Origin of the sequence: Mycoplasma zalophidermidis (assembly GCF_018913985.1) — a bacterium.
GTDB lineage: Bacteria > Bacillota_I > Bacilli_A > Mycoplasmatales > Metamycoplasmataceae > Mycoplasmopsis > Mycoplasmopsis zalophidermidis.
Window position 1 is genome coordinate 19,345 of record NZ_JAHMHK010000005.1, and the last position, 19,798, is coordinate 39,142.

Sequence of the window (19,798 nt, forward strand, 5' to 3'; positions counted from 1 at the left end):
TTTTGCCTCCTAAATATGCGAAGCGAGTTTATTGTTAAACCGCTTGAATAAACTTTTTATGTTTATCTATCTATATTATATATTTATGTATAATAATATTCTTATTCCAGAAACTTTACCACATTTGAATATGGTAAAATTTCCAGTTTTACCAAAAAGTTAATTTTTGTGTATTATTATTCTTAAAATTTTAATTAATATATTTATTATAAAGTTTAAGAAAAGATAAAAATGTGGAAATTTTTATAATTTTTACGATTTTTTTTCAACGATTATATAAAAAAACTCAGCATTGCTGAGTTAAATAATTATTTACCGTTTCTTGAAATTTCAACTAGGTTTGAAAATACTTTAGGTTCGTTGATAGCTAATTCTGAAAGCATTTTTCTGTTAATTGTAATATTTGCTTTTTTAAGTCCGTTAATGAATTGTGAATATGTAACTCCTTCTGCTCTAGTAGCAGCATTGATACGCGCTATTCATAATTTTCTAAAGTTACGTTTAACTTGTTTACGGTCTCTAAATGCGTATGTTCATGATTTAACAACTGCTTGTTTAGCAACTTTATAACCTATTGATTTGTGTCCAAAATATCCTTTGGCTAGTTTTAGTCATTTTTTTCTTCTAGCTCTAGTAACTGTTCCGCCTTTAACTCTCATAGTTTCCTCTTTCTATATTATTGAATGTAAGGTTAATTAAAATAACCCTTTGAATCTTTTGATGTCAGATGCGTGCATTTGAACAGATTTACGTGCTTGACGTTTTTGTTTTGTAGTTTTATTTTGGGCTAGGTGTGAACGGTAAGCTTGTTCTCTTAAAACTTTTCCTGTACCTGTAATTTTGATACGTTTTTTAAGAGCACTTTTTGTCTTCATTTTAGGCATAATTACTCCTTAAATTAATCAAAATTATTTTTCATCGTCGAATTCTTCGTCGTCAGAATCATCATTTTGATCTTGTGTAGTGTTCTTATCTACTATATTATTCTCTTTCTTATATTTAGCAACCTTAACTTTATTTGGTTGTAGGTATAGATCAAGAAATCTATTATTCACTAACGTCGCCTCTTTGGTAATTTCAGCAATGTCCTCCAATAATTGGAAGAATCTATTCATTGTGTCATAACCTAATTCTGGACGAGCCATTTCACGTCCACGATATTTTAAACTAACCTTTAGACGGTCACCATCTAGCAAGAATTCTCTCGCTTTACGAGCTTTCACTTGTAAATCATGGTCCCCTATCATAACTGTTAATCTGATTTGACGATTTTGAATAATTGTTTGTTTTTCCTTAGCAGCTTTTTGCTTTTTCTTTCTTTCATACTTGAATTTTCCGTAATCCAATATTCTAGCAATAGGTTTTGGTTCAACACTTATTAGCACTAAGTCCATTCCGTATTCACGAGCAATTTCGATAGCTTCTCGTGTAGGTTTGACCCCTATCTTATCCCCTTCGGGTCCAATTAAAAAGACTTTTGAAAAAGGGATGTTTGAATTTATCATGTGTTCTGCTGCAGGTTTTTTGTTTCTAGTATTTGTTGGTTGAATAATAACTCCTTTATAATAGATAATTTTTAAAATTAAAATAAAAGTGGGTATCTCCACTTTCTAAACTACATCTTAAAAAAGATTTTAATTGTAGCTAGAAACCCAAGGCTATGGCCATCAGGTGAGATGTAATCTACTTTCTGCAATTAAATATTGCTTATTCATTTTACCATAAACTTATTAATTAATAATTAAATTAAATTTGTTCTTTATTTTCTCTTTGTTTTGTTTATTTGCATCATAAAAAGTGAAATAAAATGGCACAAAGGCCATTCAAATTATTAATTTAATCTTTTTAAAGAACAAATTCTACATTAATAATTGCTTTTTGTTCGTTTACTTGATAACTAAATTCTTCTTTATGTTCATCTAGATATTTAATGACAGCATTTCACATGTTTTGATCATCTAGGTTCATGATTACATCGGCGCCATTTTCGCCTTGTTCTCAAATATCATCCAGTTCTCTTTCTAAACGAGCAATAGCTTTTTTAGTATTTGTTTCATCGTGTAATAAGATTTCCATAATGTTCCTCCTAATGTCTTTAATTTTAACTTTATTTTCATTTTTTACATAATATTCAGGCGATTATTCTTTTGATTCTACTTGAAGTGTAACGTTTTGAAACGCATGCATCGACAAATTCATCATAGGTTTTCAAGTGAGAATTCTTCAGTAATAAATTCTCAATACCTTCGCTAATTAATTTAATTTTTCTCAATTTATTTATAGGGGTTTTAGTTAAAATATTAATGAATTTTTTATAGTCTTTTTCTATAAAACGCGGATGAGATATTTTCATCGGTGAGTAGTTAGAAATATCTTCGTTATTTTTTAATTTAGTTCGTAAAAGTGAGGCTGAAGCAAAGTTTTGATTTGTTAGTTGCGAATGAAAAGGAATATTTCGTTCGATTGTAAAAATTTCAATATTGTAATTATTATTTACTATTGATTTAACATATTCAAAACCTAGAATATCATTTGGCATATCAAAATTTTCGCCAGTTAATTCTATTAAAGCAGAAGCAAAAGCTTTTGGATAAGCAAGTTTTTCTTTCTTGATATAGTGTCTAATAACATGATTAAATTCATCGATGTTATTTTTCAAAAATTTAGCTACTCTTATCATGCGATCTGGATTGTTTGTTTCTGAACCGAAGACAATTTTATTGACTCCCGCTCTATACAGTTTTTCGATTGCGTTATGGGCAAAGATGTGTGCTGCTTGAACTGTTTCTTTAAAAGTTAATTTGAGAACTTTATTAATACCGTATTTTTTAGCAATTTTTTTCCTATTATTAAAACTCGTGATTGTATATTCACCTCGTTGTGAAAATTTATCACTCATAATAACAATTATTTTTTCGTTTGGAAAATTCTGTTTTATTCAATTAATTTGTCTAATATGTCCATTGTGAAAAGGATTATATTCTGCCACGATACCTATTGCCATTGTCGCCTCCTATTAGAAATACAAGTTAATTGATCAGCATCAAGAAATTTATATATTTTGTTATTATTATAAAAAAATTAATTATAATAATTACGAAATTATGCCCAAGTGGTGGAATGGTAGACACCGTAGACTCAAAATCTACTGGAGAAATCCGTGCAGGTTCAAGTCCTGTCTTGGGTACCATATCAATTGTGACCAAATTGCAACTAAGATGTTGCAATTTTTATTGTTTTTTGTCAATAAAAAACCGACATTATTGTCGGTTGGAATTAAAGTTGTTTCTTGCGTTTAACTATCATTCTTCAAATTGCCACAGTTAATAAAGCCAACGGTAGTAATATTGTTAAAAACACAATTACCAAATAAGCTCTCATTCATAACTTGTTACGATCACGACGAGAATTTTCTATTTGTTCGTGAATATCGACACTTCTTTCTCCTAAAAAATCACCCAAATCCGCTAGTCGTTTTTTATCGATCAATTTCATTGTGACATAGAAGCCAATTAATAGTGCCATTACAATTGTGCTTATTAGGCAAAATAGAGGTGTATTTCCAAACCCGTTATCAAGAATTTCTTTTCAATTAAGCTTTAGTTTGAAAGTTGGTTCGTAATTAATTTCTGTTATACCTTTTGAATAAATTCCGTACACAATAGCTGTAACTAAACCTAAGTAAGTAAGCACAAATATCAAACATCATGTTAAGTCTACACCTTTGAGCACTATTCTACGGTAGGCTAAATGGAAAGTATTTGAGCTTGTTTTGTCACCCAATTCTAATGCCTCACGATAACGCTTAACAGTGTTAGACCATTGAATATTTTCAATCATATTTTTAATACCGAGTGCTAAAAATATTCCAGCTGTAATTCCAAAGGCGATTAGATAACCCCAGTAGCTTTCGACAAAAGGTCCTACTTTTAAATAAGCTAACACAAAAAATATAATTGCGGCCGTCATGATTGTAAAACAAATTGTCATGTTGATTGTTTTGATGTTTTTTTCTGTTCTTATGACTCTAAATGGTCTAGGAGAGATTTGATTTTTAGGATCTCTTACAATTTTTCCTTCCAGATTTTGGTCATTACTAGATTTAACTATTTCAATTGTGGATGTATCGTTTATCGGTTTTCACTTCATATTTTGTTACCTTTCAGTTTCTATAATATTATATATTCTTTATTTTGAATACAAACTTGTTCCATAAAATGTGGAAATTTCTACTTTTTTGACAGTTTTGGAGCTGATTTCAGATAAAAAAGTAAAAAAAATTTTTTCGTCTTTATCTTTTAGTGTTTATAATTATTGCGTTATGTTAAAAACAAATTTATTTTCACGTATTAAAAATATTAATGGAATGGCATTTTGAGCTATTTCGATTTTGAATTAATACCTGTGAAATGAATTTAAGATAAAAATTTATGTAAAAGCAGGTAAAAACACCTGCTTTTTTGAAAAACTATAGAGGAGCTTCCTACATTAGTAAATAGTTGAGCAGGCGTGCAATGAAACTATTAAAAGGGTAAGGAAGCCGAATTGATTATCTGGGCACAGAAATCAATGGCAACAATGCATAACAGTTTGTTGTTCTTTGGAAAATTCCATTGGAGCTATAGTCTACATCTTAATAAATACATTTTATTATTTTGTAAGACTAGGGCTAGAGTCTTACAAAATTTTTATTTTCAGACGGCAAGTCAAAAAAACATAACGAATACTAAGCATGAAAAAACAATTAAATGTTTTCGCGAAAGGAAAAAAATATGAAATTAAAAACAAAATTACTTCTCGCACCCCTGACGTTATCATCGTCACTACCATTAGTGACAATAGCTGCGTCATGTTCACAGACAGATAATCAATATGTCAAGGCGAGAGCAACTAGAACAGCAATTAATAGTGTTTATTCTGAATCGGCTTACCACACTGATAGATCTAACTCATATGGTGGTTGATCAAATCGTAACGAAGAAAACTTAGCAGCATTATTAATTAGAAAAACAACAAAAAATGATGCAGTTATTAATAATTTGGGTAATGATAAGTATGAAATTGTCGCCCCTTCTGTATGAGGTTACAAATTAGAACTTGCAGGTAAATTTATTGTTACTGATAATAATGGTACCACACAAGAATTTGACAAAGATGATTTCGATGTTAATATCGAACCAGAAAACGGCAAAACATACAACTATGCAATCTATCAAGGATATTCAAAAAACCCTAAGTCAATTAACTCAAAAGAATTTTTCAAAGCTTTAAAAACTGCCAAAAAAGTTCAAATTGAAGTTAAAAAAGGTGTTAAATGAGTTGATAAAAAAGGTGAAGAAACTAAATACGAAGTTGTTGCAAAAGACTTTTACGTTTCGTACTTAAGAACCTATTCATTAGGTGTAAGTGAAAGAGTGAAATTTGCTGCTGAAGACAATGTTGATAAAGAAAAAATTACTAAATTAGACGCTGCAACGAACAAAATTTTAGTACCTAACTCAAGTTTTTTTACAAATAAAGTCCGTTATCCAAACGAATATTTATACGAACTATTTGGTATTGAATCAAAAGATTTTCTTGACGAGAGTAAATTCCTTGAAGATGATAAAGTTACATTTAACAAAAAATCAACTGAAGGAACTGCTGAATTTGCTGATTTAATTGATAACCTAGCTTCTTCACAAGAATTTAATGCAGCTCCTAGTGAATATATTGACGAAGTTAACAAATCTGGTAACTTACCAAACATCACATCAAAATCAACTGAAGCTAAATTTGAGTCTGAATTAGTTAAATCGCTTCCAAAAGATAATAAATTAGCAATCGCTGGTGTTTATTGATATGGAATAGACCCTGAATACACATTATATGCAGGCCCATACATTTATGAAGGTTATTCAAAATCAACATCTGAAGAAAAATATGTAATGAATACTAAATACGCAGATCAAGATTGAGTAAATAGTGATTCATCTGTTAGAACTATTATTCAAAGATATCAAGGTAGCGGTGATTCTGAACAATTCAAACAAGCATTATGAAATGACTTTAAAAAAGGTCGTCTAACTAGTTTGCCTTATTCATTAATTCCAACAAACAATACAACAGATGTTGCTAAACACCCTGAAAAATATGGAGTTAAATATTATCAAACTTTAAATAAAAGTAAAATTGGTGCCGAACAATTCTGAAATATGTTACCACATATTTCAGTACCTAAAACAAGTCCTACACGTAAAGGTAGTGATGGTAAACCAGCTCCTTTTGATGTAAATAATGAAGATGATTTAAACGAATATCTAAAAAATGTCACATTTAACGACGCATTTTCTAAACTTTTATATGGTGTAGATAGAAAAGAATTAATTAAAGGTACTGTGAAAGGCGAAGAAAAACTAATGAATTTATTTGCCGGTCGTGGTTTAATCTTTAGAAGTTTAATTACTTCAGCATTTAATTTTGAAGGCATTGCTCAAAAAGTAAGTGCACATAAACAAAAAATGAATATTTCTGCTTTTGCACTAGATGCAAAAATAGGCGGTAATGATGTTGATGGGCACGAACAAGAAAATTATCTACGTGTTCGTTACAAAGATATTAATAAATTATCATTCATTGGTACTGATTACAAATTAAGCAAACCAGTTGAATATCAAGAATTCTTCGCTGCACAAAATGATGCTAAATCTGAACTAGAAGCCTTTAAATCGCCAAACTTTGTAGAAGTTAAGAAGGAAATGAAGAAATTGCTTGATGAGGCTGGAATCAAGCAAAATGAAAAAGTTTCATGAACACAAGCCTTTAGATGAGTTAATTTTAACCCGGTTTTATTTGAACAGGTTTACAAATTAATGCCTCAAATAATCAATGATCTTGACCCTCGTTTGGACTTTAAATCAGTTAAATTTAATTCTGGAAATGAATTAACTCAATTCTGAGGTCATCACATTCATGGCTGAAGTCCTTATACAATAGGTGGTTGAGGATATGACACTAACTCAATTGGTTCAGGATTTGATGGAATGGTTAATGTATCAAATGCTGATATTGCATTAATGATTTTGGGTTTACAACCAACTGAAGTCAAAGCAAAAGAAACTAAATCAAATTTACAAAAAGCATTACCAGAATTAGTTAAAATGTCAGAAGCTCTAGTTAAATTTATTAAAGAAGAACAATCAGCTAATAGAATCAAGGTGAGATTCAACGTTGAAGACCTTGCCAAATTATCAACTGAGGAGTTAACTACATTACGTGACGAATGGACACAATGTTCAATTGAAAACGGAAAATTAAAGATTGTTAATGACAAACAAGTCTTCACTGAAAGAGGGGCTATTACAGCCAAATTCTTTAACAAATACGTAAAAACTTTAACCAATGAACAAAACATTAAATTATTAAATGAATTTACTGTATATCTAGGTGTTCCAGTTGAAAGTAGATTCACCTCTATTGCAGGTTTTGTTCCTTCGCTATCAAATAAAAATTACATTATTCCATTTACTGCCGCTGAAGCACAATGAGCAATGGATACAAAAGTGGTTGTTGAGAAAACAAAAAATAACAAATAATAAAAACAATGTTTAAATATATATTTAAAAGAATGGCACTTGCCATTCTTACATTGTTTATTATTCTAATTTTCTCATACACACTAATTGTAATTTTCATTAAAAACCCTTATGAAATCAAATTAATTAATGAAACAGATAACTTGCTTAGACAACAATATGAAGCAAAATCTCAAGCTTTTAAAGCTATCCCTGTTTTTACTAAAATAGCAACATATTTCAGTAAATTTTTCTCGGGTGATTTTGGTGAAATTTATATACCTCAGCAAGGTTATAATAATATTCCAGAGTTGTTCTTTGGACCATTAGGTTGATCAATTTTAATTTCATTACCTTCGTTTATAATCTCGGCATCATTAGGAATTTTAATTGGTGTTTTAGCAGGATATAAACGTGGTACATGAATCGATAACTTAATAAACGCTTTTGTATTCGTGTTTATTGCCGTACCAAGTTTTATTTTAGCCCCTATGTTTTTAAACGTTTTCCAAAAACTTGGATTTGATATTAGATTCATTTCACCATTTGAAATCGGTGATGGCTGGTCTGCGACTATTAAATCAGTAATTCCAGCCATAACAGTAGTTAGTCTTGGTTCATTAGCTGGCTACACATTATACTCACGTAATCAAGTTGTCACGGTATTGACTTCTAATTATGTATTAATCGCCAAAACTAAAGGATTAAGTGGCGGAGCTATTTTTAGAAAATATGTTTTAAGAAATATCTCAATTCCTTTAGCAACAATCATCATCCCTTCATACTTAATTTTGTTATCCGGATCTATTGTTGTTGAAAAATTCTGATTTATACCAGGTTCTGCAACTATTATTGCAAACTCATTCCCGGCGGGAGAAATTAACATTGTAATGTTTAATATTTTCTTTTTCACCACATTAGGGTTATTCACACAAGTTATTGTCGATATTTCTTACCCACTTATCGACCCAAGAATTAAATATGAAGCAAGTAGCGGTATTAATTTATTCAATATTATTTCTGCTGCTAAGAAACGTAAATTAGAGTATCAAACGATGCTTAATAAGCAAAATAATGCTGCAATCAATAAGGAAGGAGGTGAGTAATATGAGTTTATCCGCAACTGAATTTAATAAAAAATACGGAATTAGTGCTGAACTCCAAGAAAAAATTAAAATTTCTAAAGATGATAAAATCAGTAATAACATTGCTGGTAAACCTAAAATTTTACTAGTTGAAATACTAAAAAGATTTTTTACAAACCCGGCCGTATTAATTGCTTTTATAGTCTTTGTCGCAATTATTTTAATTTCAATAATTGTTTCAGTAACTTCGGATTATCCAGGCGTTCAGAGAATTGATGCTGGTTGATCTTCTGAAGATAAAATTAGAAATATTGAATCATTACCTCCAATGTTCAGTCGTATAAAGGAAACGAGTGATCAAACTATTATAAACAACCTCGAAACTTGAAAAAACAATGATTTATACAGCCCTTATTTTAGAAACTATGTAAATTTCACTAAAACAAGTCCATCAACACTTACTTATGACCCTTACAACTATTATGAAGGCGCTCAATTATGGGCAAAAATTAGAGATATAGAAAAATCATTGCCTCAAGATCGAAGTCTAGCAAGTGTTCTTACTGACCAAAAACTATCTGAATTAATTAACTCAATACCAAAATTACACACTTATTTTGGTACTAATATTCATGGTGCTGACATTTGAACAACAGTTTGAAAAGGAACTTTAGAATCAATTTGAATTGCTTTATTTGTTGCAACAGTGGAAATTATTATCGGTGTATTTGTTGGTGCATATTTAGGTTTCAATGCCGGTAAATGATTGGACACATTTATGATGCGTGTGATAGAAATATTCACATCGCCGCCTTCAATTATTTGATTATTACTATTTGTTACAATTTGAGGAACAAATCCTTGAGTTCTAATTGCTGGTTTACTATTTGTTGGTTGAACTGGACCTATTGGAGTAACACGTTTATTCATCATCACTGTTAAAGACGAAGAATACATTATGGCTGCCAAAAGTATTGGTGCAAGCGAATCAAGAAGAATCTTCTTACACGCATTACCGGCAATTTTAGGTAAAATTGCAATGAGTTATGTGCGTAGAATTCCTTCTGTAATTCTTTCGATTGCTTCATTAGCCTTCCTGGGATTCTTTAAAGATGATAATTCTGCAAACCTTGGTAAATTTATGCTTGATAATTTAGAATCATCGAAAGAAAATCCTTGGTTATTATTCTTACCAGCTCTGATATTGTTGGGTATTTCAATCAGCTTGCAATTTATCGCAGTTGGTTTACATGATGCCTTAGATCCCAAAGTAATTAAGGTTAAGAGATAGGAGAAACATGAAAAAAAATAATTTAACTTCACTTGAAACTCTTCCTTTAGAAAACGACTTACTTATGGATGTGGAAAATTTAAGAGTTGACTTTAAAAACGGACGAAAAAACTTTATTAGAATCGTCCGTGGTCTTGATTTAAAAATTAAAAAAGGTGAAATTGTTGGTTTAGTTGGTGAGTCTGGTTCAGGAAAATCAGTGACTTCAAAAGCTTTAATTAATGTTAATGAAGGCGCATTCTTCGTATCTGATAAAATGCAAATCGACAATTTAGATTTAACCAAAATAACAAACGAAAAACAATGACAGGGAATAAGGGGACATTATATTGGTTACATTCCCCAAGACCCCCTTACATCTTTAAACCCAACCCGTAAAATTGGAAAACAATTATTAGACGCTTTGGACTTAAATAGTGAATGAAGCACTAAACCTTACACTGAAAAACGTAAATATTTAATCGGTTTACTAAGTGAATTTGGTATCGCTAACGCTGAAGAAATATTTGACCGTTACCCTCATACCTTGTCAGGAGGAATGAAACAAAGGGTTGTAATTACTATGGTTGTTGCCTTAAAACCAAAACTAATTATTGCTGATGAACCAACAACAGCATTAGACCCAACAGTTCAAGCATCGGTGCTAGCATTATTTGAACGTATACGTCAAACAATGAATATTTCAATTATTTTAATTAGTCATAACATTAGTGTTGTTGCTAAGTTCTGTGATTATATTTATGTAATGTATGCTGGTAGAATCGTTGAAAGAGGAACTAGAAAAGACATCTTTACTGACCCCCGTCACCCTTATACATGAGCTCTTATATCAGCAATTCCTGAAAACTCACTAGACCGATTATATTCGATTAAAGGAACACCTCCAGACATGGCTAATTTACCACTTGGAGATCCGTTTGCCCCTAGAAATGAATATGCTTTGGAAATTGATTTCCATAAAGAACCCCCTTTGCTACCGGTGAAAAAACGCCATGCAGCAGCAACATGATTGTTACACCCTGACGCACCAAAAGTTGAACTTCCTAAAGATTTATTAATTAGATTAGAAAGTTTCAGAAAGGTATTTACTGAAGATGAAGAAAAATAATTCTAAACCAATTTTGGAAATACAAGGTCTTAAAAAATATTTCACCAATGGTGGTATTGTTAATAAAGCTGTTGATGATGTAAGTTTTGACTTACATGAAGGTGAAATTGTAGGTTTAATTGGCGAATCTGGTTCTGGAAAGACAACTGTTGGTCGTTCATTGCTTCGTCTTTACGACGATTTCAATGGATTTGTAATGTTAGACGGTTCAGTTATCAGTGGTAAACGTATTTCAAGAAGTCAAACAAAATTTTTACGTAAAAACATTCAAATGATATTCCAAGACCCACATGCTTCATTGAACGGTCAAAAGAATATATACACAACTTTAAAAGAACCTTTAATTGTAAATGGTATTGTCAAAAACCAAGTTAAAGATATTTTTAAAGATTGAGTTGATGTCAAGGAAATGTATTTCTATACATTCCAACATAAATATAAAACACTAAGATTGCAAAATCTTGAATCAATAAACATTTTAGCTAAAGACTTTTTCCCTGATTGGGTTGAAAAATTTAAAACCTGAACATTTGATAAGAGTCTAAGTTTTGAGGATAATTTTAATAGCTACTATTCATATTTAGAAGAGAAACAAAATATGGAAAGTCAAATTGTTAACAATTTATACCGCAATACTGATGAACTAATGAGTTTTTATTTTGAAAAACAACAGGACTTTAGAAATTCTAATTTAGAACTTGATGAAACTGAATTAAAGTTAGCTAAAGAAAAATATTTAAAAACACTCAAATTGTCCAAAATGACTCTAAAACAATACAACGCGGAACAAAAAATACGTGTGTGACAGAGTGAAATTAAACAATTAGTTAAAAATAGAAAGCTTGAAAAAGCAACCAATAAAAACACTTTTGATAACTTTATTACTGAATATCATAAAGATGCAATCATATATAGAAATGCGAAATGAATTTCTACAAAACTAGATATGTATCTTCACAATATTAAAAATCAGTATTTATCTAAAAAGTTGAATAAGGTTACTAGACAATTAAGATCTTGTCTAAAAGAACTTAAATACACTGAAGTTCGTGATGTTATTAATGAATTAGAAGATTACTCAAAAAACTTCTTCAATAAATATTTATTAGATATCAAATACACGCCAGAAGTTAAGAAAGAAATACTATTATGTATTGAAAATAATTTTTATTTTAATTTCGAGAAACACGTGAAGTTGAATGCAAATAATTTAAATGAATTTAACAAAAAAATTACTAATTTAAAAGATAAAATTCAAGCCAATAAATCTATCGTGGTTGATAAACAAAAAACTGCAACTCCACAACAAATTGCGGACGCTAAAGCTGCTTATGATAAAGCAGTCGAAGTTAATAAAGCAATGCTTGCTGAATATGTGATTGAACACGAAGCTTCTATTGCTAAACTTGATAAAAAAATTCAGGAAGCGGATAAACAATATCATTTGTTAAAAGATATGCAAACTATTACAAATCTTGAAGTTATGAGGGTTCATAGTAGTTTTATTAATGAATTAAAATCATATATGAACGATGCTAAAGCAAAAGGTGAATCTAAAGAGAATTTATTAGAAATTAAAAAATCAATAAGTTTATATCAATCAAAGGTTGAAACAAAACTTGCAACTCTAAAATCTTTTGAAATTGAAGCTAAATATTTAAACCGCGATATTAAGGCAATTAAGGTATTGCTAGGTATCGATACTTCTACCGCTGTTGACTCTAAATTTGTTAAGATTTTAAAAACATTATCTGGAAACATTGTTGCCAAAATTATGATTGGAAACTTATTAATCAAGACAACAATCTATAAATCACTAGAAGATGTCGGATTACTTAAACAATTTGCTTATCGTTATCCTCACGAATTCTCTGGAGGACAACGTCAAAGAATTGTTATTGCCCGTGCGTTAATTACACAACCAAAAGTAATTGTTGCAGATGAACCAATTGCTTCGTTAGATATTTCAATTCAAGCACAGGTTGTTAATTTATTAAAAGATTTATGTGAAAAGAAAAATATCGGTATGATTTTTATTGCTCATGATTTATCAATGATTGAATATATTGCTGATAGAGTACAAATTATGCACTATGGTAAGATAGTTGAAAGTGGGGATACTGACAAAGTTTATCAAAAACCAGTTCACCCTTACACTATTAACTTATTTAAAGCAATACCTAAAATTTCAAATGCAAATGAGAAGTTTGAAAATATTAATTTCGAATTAACTTATTTACAAGGACAACAATATCCTAACGTGCCTGAACTGTTCAAAGTAGAACAAGACCACTATATTTACGGCACTAAGGCACAAGCAAAGGAATGAGCAAGTGCATTTAATCTTTCAGTAGAACAAGTGGACGCCAAAACAATTAAATAATGAAAAATTATTTTAAAGAATCATTTAAACGTACTAAAACCATCCATTTTTCAGTAGTTTTGGTATTAGGATTAGCTCTATTTATTGCTGTGGTTCTTGCCCAACATTTTGGAAATAAATATAACGGAAATTTAAAAAACGTATTTGGCGATGCTTTCTTAGCTACTGGATTATTATATTTATGCTATGGAGTTATTACGCTATCTATCAAAGCTGGATTAGGTTCTGGTTTAGTTAAAATTAGTCAAAACCGCAACCAGTCAAAACTCCAGTTAAAAATTAATAAGTTGCAAAGGAATGCTTCACTAAGTACCGACCAACGTATTGAATTGCGTGTACTTAGTGATGAACTAGAGCAACTAAAAACTAAACAATCTCAAAACGAGAAAGTTAAACATTACAATTTTATATTTTGATTATTAGTAATATTAGGAATAGTATTATTATTAGTCTCAATTTCGTTAACCTATTTATAATAATCAGTCGTTACTGATCAAAATCTAACCTGAGGGTTAGATTTTTTACTTATTGAGCAGAAAACATGTAGATTAGTCAATAAAAAAACTAACCACAGAGGGTTAGTTTACGATTATAGTTTATTTTCAAACTGAGTTTTGGATGTTTTGACCCAAAATATTGCTTGTGTCTAATGTATATCCAGCAGCAGTTAATTCATTTTTATTTTTGTAAATTGTTGTTGAATCTTTTTTAAAATCAGCAACTGGGTTTACAAGAATTGAATTTCCTTCCGCATCAGTAAATTGAATTAAGTAAATTTTATTATTTTGTTTATCTTTAAAATCTAAAATTTGAATATCAGCAGGGAAGTTGAAATATAGCGAATAGGTCACAACTTCCGTTCAACCTAATCTACCGATACCTTGATTATATTTTTCAATAGTTTTCATAAATTCACTAATGTTTTCATCATCGTGAAAGTGTTTATTTGTTATGTTTTTATGTTTTTTATAAAATGCTTCCGGATCTTTTGCGAAATCAGTGATTCTATTTTCAATATTTTGTTCTAATTTGGCAAAACCGTCTTTAGTAAACATTGCATAGACTCCTTCTTCCGTTGGAGCATAATTTTTGTTAATTCAAAAATTGTGTTTGGGGTTTTCCAAAACATAATAAATAGGAGCTAATGAATTTAATAAATTATGTTCATTCGTTTCATCAATTTTCTTTATGAATTTAGAAAGAACTGAAATAGTATGTTTGTACGCTTTTATAAAGGTTTCTATAGATTGAACAGTGACAAATTCATCATTTTTTAATGAATTGATAATAGCATTAGGAATGATAATTGTTGAATCAACATTAACATCTGCTGCAGATTTATCAAATGTAAAAATATTTGAACCTTCGTGATCTAGAGGTTGGTATAAAGTTTTTTCAACTCTGGAACTATCTGTTCAAACCTTATTTAAAACAGTGTGTCCAAATGGTGATTTAGAGAATAAATAGTCCATTAATAAAATTTGAGCATTCGTGGTAATGTTAGAACTAGTTGAAACTTTTTTTCTATCTTTAAAAACAATTAATTTATTTGTTAATTTAGCGTTTTCAATTTTAAATGAAATATTGAATTTGTCTAAGGTTAAGTAATTTATATCATCAATATCTTTTTCAAAGAAATTTTGGAATGATAAAAGAACTTTGTTGAATTCTTCTTTTTCTTGCTCGGTGTTAGTTGGGTAAATATTAGATTTAATTAATTTTTGCTTGAATTCATCGAATGATTTATTAGCAAAAATAGAGTTGTTTTTGTTATGTCTTTGAGCATTTTTTAATAAGTCGTTATCAGTGAAAGGATTAACACATGAAACTGTAGCAATTGGTGCAAAGCTTATAATTGGTGAAAGCGATAAAAGTAGTTTTCTATTCATATTTTCCTCCTATAAGGTTGCGTTGTAGTTTCAAGATTTGAAGCCTAGATAGCAAATTGATATTGAAATGGCACAAATGACCGAACAAAAACTTAATATACCAATTGCATATGCCTTATGTGCACGATATTCACCAGCTAATTCAGTTTCTAGATTTATGTGACGAATAGCTTCAACACCATGGGTCACGCGATGAATAATCAACGAACAAACTATGATGATTGCTAGTGAAACGATTCCGGCTAATAATCAGATAATAGTACGTGTCTTAATATTAATTTTCTTCATTTTATAATCCTATCCTTTAATTGTGCTACCTTGACGACTAATTGCGTTCATGATTTTATTTCTAGCGACAAAAAAGAAAACAAACATTGGCAAGATAACTCAAATTGCTCCGGCCATCTTAATATTGTAGTATGTTCTTTCGTCAGCTGTAGAGTGGTCAACACCAACCCCAAATAATCATACAGACATAACTCTATAATCGGTACCAGCAATCAACGAAGGTCATAGGAATGAGTTTCAAGATGCTAGCGTAGTAAGAATAATAACTGTTAACGTTGTAGGTGCAACCATTGGGATTGCGATTTTGAATAGGTATTTAGCGCCAACTGCACCATCAACCATAGCAACTTCTTTGATTCTGTTTGGAATTGATTCAAAGGCATTTCTAAACATTAATCCGTTAAATATTGAAGCCACAAAAGGAATAGCGATAACAAATAAGTTATAGTTAAATAAGTTGAATTTGTCGCTGTCTTGTGGTTTTAGAGCGTTGTCCATTTGGACAACAACTCATCTTTGTCCTGAAAGTAAGGCAACTTCAGGTAAGACAAGAATTGTCATCAATAAGAATCACACAAATTCCTTGCCTCATCATTTTTTCAAACTAAATGCGTATCCTAATAACATTGTGATAAATATTTTTAAAACAATTGAAATTAAAACGTTAGCAAAAGTAAGAATGAATGAGAATAAGTAACCTTGTTGTCAACCTTGTTCTCAAGGTCAAAATGATTTTGTTTGACCGGTTGCGGCCGTCGCAAGGTTTTTACCTAATTCTCATGTTTGTGGCCAAATACCAGCTTGACCAGTTTTAACTAAGTCGGCTTGATTGTTACTCATTGATGAAATTAGAATCATGTAAGCAAATGGAATCAAGACAACCATAGCAAAGAATACCAATAAAATTAATTTGATAAAATACTTCGTAAATATTGTTAAAAGAGAACTATCATGTACTTGAAGAGTAACTGAATCTCTTTTGCGTCTTAGCTTTATGTTCGCTAATTTCCGCTGAATTCTTAATCTTGTTTCAAACATCAGATTCTCCTTTATTAATTGAGGCAAGAGTTAATACTCTAAAGCCTGAACGAATGATTGTTGAGTATGAAACACCAATAATGAATAAAATAATTGATGCCGCACCAGCAAGTTCATAGTTGTTTTGTTGTACGAAGTAGTAAATGAATAACATAATGGTTGAGGCACCGGCATTAAATGCTTGTTCTGGCTTCATTTCGAAAAGCGCAAGAGGAAAGACTTTAATTCCGTTGATAATACCCATGGTCATAATGAATGTTATTGTTTTATTGATAGATGGTAGTGTGATAGTGAAAAATTGTTTAGTTCCGCCAACACCATCAATTGAAGCAGATCTATATAGGTTTTTATCCACTGAAAGCATAGCGGTAGTGAATAATAAGATATTGAAAGCTAATGAGCCTCAAACACCATTGACTAGCATAACAAATAAGGCCTTGAATGCAACTTCACCTTCTTTGGTTGCTTGTAATCATGGTGTGTTTCCTTTAAATCCAAATCATCTGGCAATTTGGTTAAATTGTCCATCTGGTTGGAAGATTTGAACAAAGGCTAGCGATACGGCAACAATGTTAGTAACGTAAGGTAAGAAGAAAATTGTTTGTAAAAATCCTCTTAATTTTTTACGAATAACTGTTGCTATTAAAGATGATACTAATAGTGAAACAATCATAGAAATAGGTAACACTAAAAGGCCATAAATGAATGAGTTTCTTATCCCAACGGCAAATTTTAGTTGCTTAAACAAGTCTACAACATTACCAAATCCTACTCAAGTTGATGTTCTTACTCCATTAACGTTTTCGACATGTGTAAATGTAGATTTAACGTTAATAATGAAAGGAACAACAGAGAATGTGATTAGAACTGCTAATGCAGGTAAGATTAAAATCAATGCTGCTATAAAAGGTGTTCTGCGATCGACAACCGACTCAGAAATAGCGTTGTTTTTCTTTGCTTGTTTATTGATAGAGAAATTGAATAAAAATCTGTTATTTGTTTCTAAGCTCTTTCTCTTAAAGTAATTATTGAACATCGTACTCAATTCTTTCTTCGCTTACCGAGTCAAAGATGTGTAGTCTGTCAGATGGGATATTAAAGTGTAAATCATCGCCAACATGGAAATTATATTTATTGTTGACAAGGAAGTTTAGTTTTGTGTCTTTATTTAAAGTAACGACTAATTTTGATTCTTTACCGAATTGTTCAACAGTTGTTACTTTTCCGTGGAATTGTGCTTGTGAAGAGTCTTCAATAATTGTGTAATCTTCGGCACGAACTCCAACATTAACTTCGGCAGAATCTTTGCCTTGTAATTTAACTCCAGGAATATTAACTCCTAAAACTTTTAATACTCCATTAGTGTAATCACCAGGTAATAGACCCATTTCGGGCATACCTAGGAAACGAGCAACAAATTGGTTGACTGGTTTGTTATATAGCTCCATTGGTGTACCCATTTGTTGTACTTTTGCTGTCGACATACATACAACGATATCTGAAATTGACATAGCTTCTTCTTGATCGTGGGTAACAAAAACTGTTGTAATACCTAAACTTTGTTGAATTTCACGGATTCATTGTCTTGTATTGATACGTAGTTTAGCATCTAGGTTAGACAATGGTTCGTCCATTAACAAGATTTTAGGTTTTTTAACAATAGCACGAGCAATAGAAACACGTTGTTGTTGACCACCAGATAATCTTGTTGGTTTTTTCTGTAAAATAGGCAAGATATTTACACGTTTAGCAACTTCTAAAACATCTCTGTGAAGGGCTTTTTTAATTGAAATAATATCCTTGGAGATTTCTTCAATTTCAGCACGTTCTTCAGGAGTTAAATTGAAGTTACGTAATTTTTTATCTTCCTTGATGATACGTACAAAATCGTATTTATCATTCAATTCTTTGTGAATACGGTTGTATTCTTTTTGCATAATTACAGGAATCTTTTTCATGTTACGTTTAGCACGAGCAATGTGTTCTTTACTAATAGTACGTAACTCAACCTCAGCATCTTTAAGTTCCTTCTTAAGTTGCTTAATTTTGTCAACACTTTCGTCTTGAATGTTAATTAATTTCATGGCGTGTTTACAAATTGTTTGGTTAACAAGAAGTTTTTTCTCTAGTTTCGCCAATTTAATAGCATCTGCTTTAGAGTAATCTAACTTGTTTAATTCATCAATTCTTGCTAATAGTTCTTCGTATTCAGCATATTTTTTCTCTAATTGAGCATAATCGTGTGTAAATGCTCAAATATGTTGTGTGTCTTTAGGTGCTTTCACAACATGAGGTTTTTTAAATACCAATAGACCTGATTCTTCAATTTCTTGAATCATTGGGCAAGGTAAAACTTCTCTTACGATACCGTTTGATTTTTCTATTGATTTTTCAAATTTGATATTAGATATGATTTTTTTGTAATCTTCTTTTAAGTCACTAAAACGTTCTAATACGTTTTTTGCAAGTATAGAAGATTTCGCTTCATATTTGTTAAGAGCAAGTTTGTAAGCACTTTGTGCCATTGAAAAATTGTGTCTTCTCTTTGAAATAGACTTAGATAGCAATCTTTCTAATTCATCTAGAACAGCACGAGTATTTTCCACTGTTTCTAAATATGATTGTGTTTCTAATTCACTTGCACCTAATTTCTTTAGATAAATGTTGTTTATTTTTGTTTGTGCAATCAAACTTTTGGTAATGATACCATTTTGTCAGGCTGCATCGTTTTTAAGAGGGAACGCAATGTTTGCATACACACTCATGTGTGGATATAAAGCGTAGTTTTGGAAAACAAAACCAATTTTACGTTTTTGTGGAGTAAGCGCAGTAACGTTTTTACCATAAAATCTTACTTTTCCACTACTGATGGTTAGTAATCCAGAAATTGCGTTTAGAGCAGTTGTTTTACCTGAACCAGATGGTCCTAGAAGTGTAACTAATTTACCTTCAGGTATTTTGAAGCTAACATCATCAACAGCTAATGTTTCACCGAAATCGATGTAAACATTTTTCAATTCAATAGCTGGCAATGATTTATCTTCTTTATGCGTTATAACAGATTCCAAAATTCTTCTGTATTCTTGATAGTCTTCCTCTGTATATTTAGATGCAGACACATTAATTTTGTTAAATAATTTTTTAAGTAATCTCATAATGGTCC

Annotated in this window: 17 protein-coding genes, 1 tRNA gene and 1 riboswitch; of the genes, 7 read left to right on the forward strand and 11 right to left on the reverse strand. The window is 30.6% G+C overall.

Annotation, left to right across the window (positions count from 1 at the left end; all coding sequences use genetic code 4):
- Positions 1–308: 308 nt before the first annotated feature.
- The 5 genes from rplT to KQ878_RS03005 form a co-directional block, all read right to left on the reverse strand.
- Entirely contained in the window at positions 309–659 is a 351-nt protein-coding gene (gene rplT, locus KQ878_RS02985; protein WP_171111822.1) for a 50S ribosomal protein L20, read from the reverse strand.
- Positions 660–695: 36 nt separating this feature from the next.
- Positions 696–884 carry a 50S ribosomal protein L35 gene (rpmI, locus tag KQ878_RS02990; RefSeq protein WP_004419201.1) on the reverse strand — a complete coding sequence of 63 codons (189 nt, stop codon included), beginning with the start codon at positions 882–884 and terminating at the stop codon, positions 696–698.
- A gap of 24 nt (positions 885–908) precedes the next feature.
- The gene (gene infC, locus KQ878_RS02995) at positions 909–1,505 is read right to left on the reverse strand and encodes a translation initiation factor IF-3 (protein WP_216505702.1); all 597 of its coding nucleotides are present in this window, start codon (positions 1,503–1,505) and stop codon (positions 909–911) included.
- A 340-nt stretch (positions 1,506–1,845) separates the two neighbouring features.
- Positions 1,846–2,076: a hypothetical protein gene (locus tag KQ878_RS03000; protein ID WP_216505691.1), complete on the reverse strand. Its 231-nt coding sequence runs from the start codon at positions 2,074–2,076 to the stop codon at positions 1,846–1,848.
- Between the two features lie 31 nt (positions 2,077–2,107).
- On the reverse strand, positions 2,108–3,004 hold the full coding sequence (locus KQ878_RS03005) for a nucleotidyltransferase (protein WP_216505690.1): 897 nt from the start codon (positions 3,002–3,004) through the stop codon (positions 2,108–2,110).
- A gap of 102 nt (positions 3,005–3,106) precedes the next feature.
- Between KQ878_RS03005 and KQ878_RS03010 the strand changes: the two genes are divergently transcribed.
- Positions 3,107–3,190 (forward strand) — tRNA-Leu (locus tag KQ878_RS03010).
- Positions 3,191–3,276: 86 nt separating this feature from the next.
- On the opposite strand, the gene KQ878_RS03015 is transcribed toward KQ878_RS03010, so the two are convergent.
- Positions 3,277–4,149: an MSC_0882 family membrane protein gene (locus tag KQ878_RS03015; protein ID WP_216505689.1), complete on the reverse strand. Its 873-nt coding sequence runs from the start codon at positions 4,147–4,149 to the stop codon at positions 3,277–3,279.
- A 314-nt stretch (positions 4,150–4,463) separates the two neighbouring features.
- A riboswitch (Lysine riboswitch) is annotated at positions 4,464–4,630 on the forward strand.
- Between the two features lie 142 nt (positions 4,631–4,772).
- Here KQ878_RS03015 and KQ878_RS03020 point away from each other — a divergent pair.
- Genes KQ878_RS03020 through KQ878_RS03045 form a run of 6 tightly spaced genes read left to right on the forward strand, consistent with a single transcriptional unit; the run spans position 4,773 to position 13,896 of the window.
- Positions 4,773–7,574, forward strand: coding sequence for an OppA family ABC transporter substrate-binding lipoprotein (locus KQ878_RS03020; protein ID WP_216567908.1), 2,802 nt, complete (start codon positions 4,773–4,775; stop codon positions 7,572–7,574).
- An 8-nt stretch (positions 7,575–7,582) separates the two neighbouring features.
- The gene (locus KQ878_RS04060) at positions 7,583–8,659 is read left to right on the forward strand and encodes an ABC transporter permease (protein WP_216505687.1); all 1,077 of its coding nucleotides are present in this window, start codon (positions 7,583–7,585) and stop codon (positions 8,657–8,659) included.
- Between the two features lies 1 nt (position 8,660).
- Positions 8,661–9,929 (forward strand): ABC transporter permease, encoded by a 1,269-nt coding sequence (locus KQ878_RS04425; protein WP_258451807.1) that lies wholly within the window; start codon positions 8,661–8,663, stop codon positions 9,927–9,929.
- A 7-nt stretch (positions 9,930–9,936) separates the two neighbouring features.
- Positions 9,937–11,037, forward strand: coding sequence for an ABC transporter ATP-binding protein (locus tag KQ878_RS03035; protein ID WP_216505686.1), 1,101 nt, complete (start codon positions 9,937–9,939; stop codon positions 11,035–11,037).
- Positions 11,024–13,420, forward strand: a complete 2,397-nt coding sequence (locus KQ878_RS04430) for an ATP-binding cassette domain-containing protein (RefSeq protein WP_216567909.1) — start codon at positions 11,024–11,026, stop codon at positions 13,418–13,420. The genes KQ878_RS03035 and KQ878_RS04430 overlap by 14 nt, the downstream gene beginning before the upstream one ends.
- Complete coding sequence (locus KQ878_RS03045; RefSeq protein WP_216567910.1) at positions 13,420–13,896, forward strand: hypothetical protein; 477 nt, start codon at positions 13,420–13,422, stop codon at positions 13,894–13,896. Before KQ878_RS04430 ends, KQ878_RS03045 begins: the two co-directional genes overlap by 1 nt.
- Before the next feature lie 120 nt (positions 13,897–14,016).
- Here the strand turns inward: KQ878_RS03045 and KQ878_RS03050 are convergent, their stop codons facing one another.
- From KQ878_RS03050 to KQ878_RS03070, 5 genes are read right to left on the reverse strand one after another with little or no spacing between them, the layout of a single operon-like run.
- Entirely contained in the window at positions 14,017–15,309 is a 1,293-nt protein-coding gene (locus KQ878_RS03050) for a hypothetical protein (RefSeq protein ID WP_216505683.1), read from the reverse strand.
- A 9-nt stretch (positions 15,310–15,318) separates the two neighbouring features.
- Positions 15,319–15,597 (reverse strand): hypothetical protein, encoded by a 279-nt coding sequence (locus KQ878_RS03055; protein ID WP_216505682.1) that lies wholly within the window; start codon positions 15,595–15,597, stop codon positions 15,319–15,321.
- Positions 15,598–15,606: 9 nt separating this feature from the next.
- Positions 15,607–16,635, reverse strand: a complete 1,029-nt coding sequence (locus tag KQ878_RS03060) for a carbohydrate ABC transporter permease (protein WP_216505681.1) — start codon at positions 16,633–16,635, stop codon at positions 15,607–15,609.
- Complete coding sequence (locus tag KQ878_RS03065; protein ID WP_216567911.1) at positions 16,544–17,671, reverse strand: carbohydrate ABC transporter permease; 1,128 nt, start codon at positions 17,669–17,671, stop codon at positions 16,544–16,546. Before KQ878_RS03065 ends, KQ878_RS03060 begins: the two co-directional genes overlap by 92 nt.
- Positions 17,661–19,790 carry an ATP-binding cassette domain-containing protein gene (locus KQ878_RS03070; protein ID WP_216567912.1) on the reverse strand — a complete coding sequence of 710 codons (2,130 nt, stop codon included), beginning with the start codon at positions 19,788–19,790 and terminating at the stop codon, positions 17,661–17,663. The genes KQ878_RS03065 and KQ878_RS03070 overlap by 11 nt, the downstream gene beginning before the upstream one ends.
- Between the last annotated feature and the right edge of the window lie 8 nt (positions 19,791–19,798).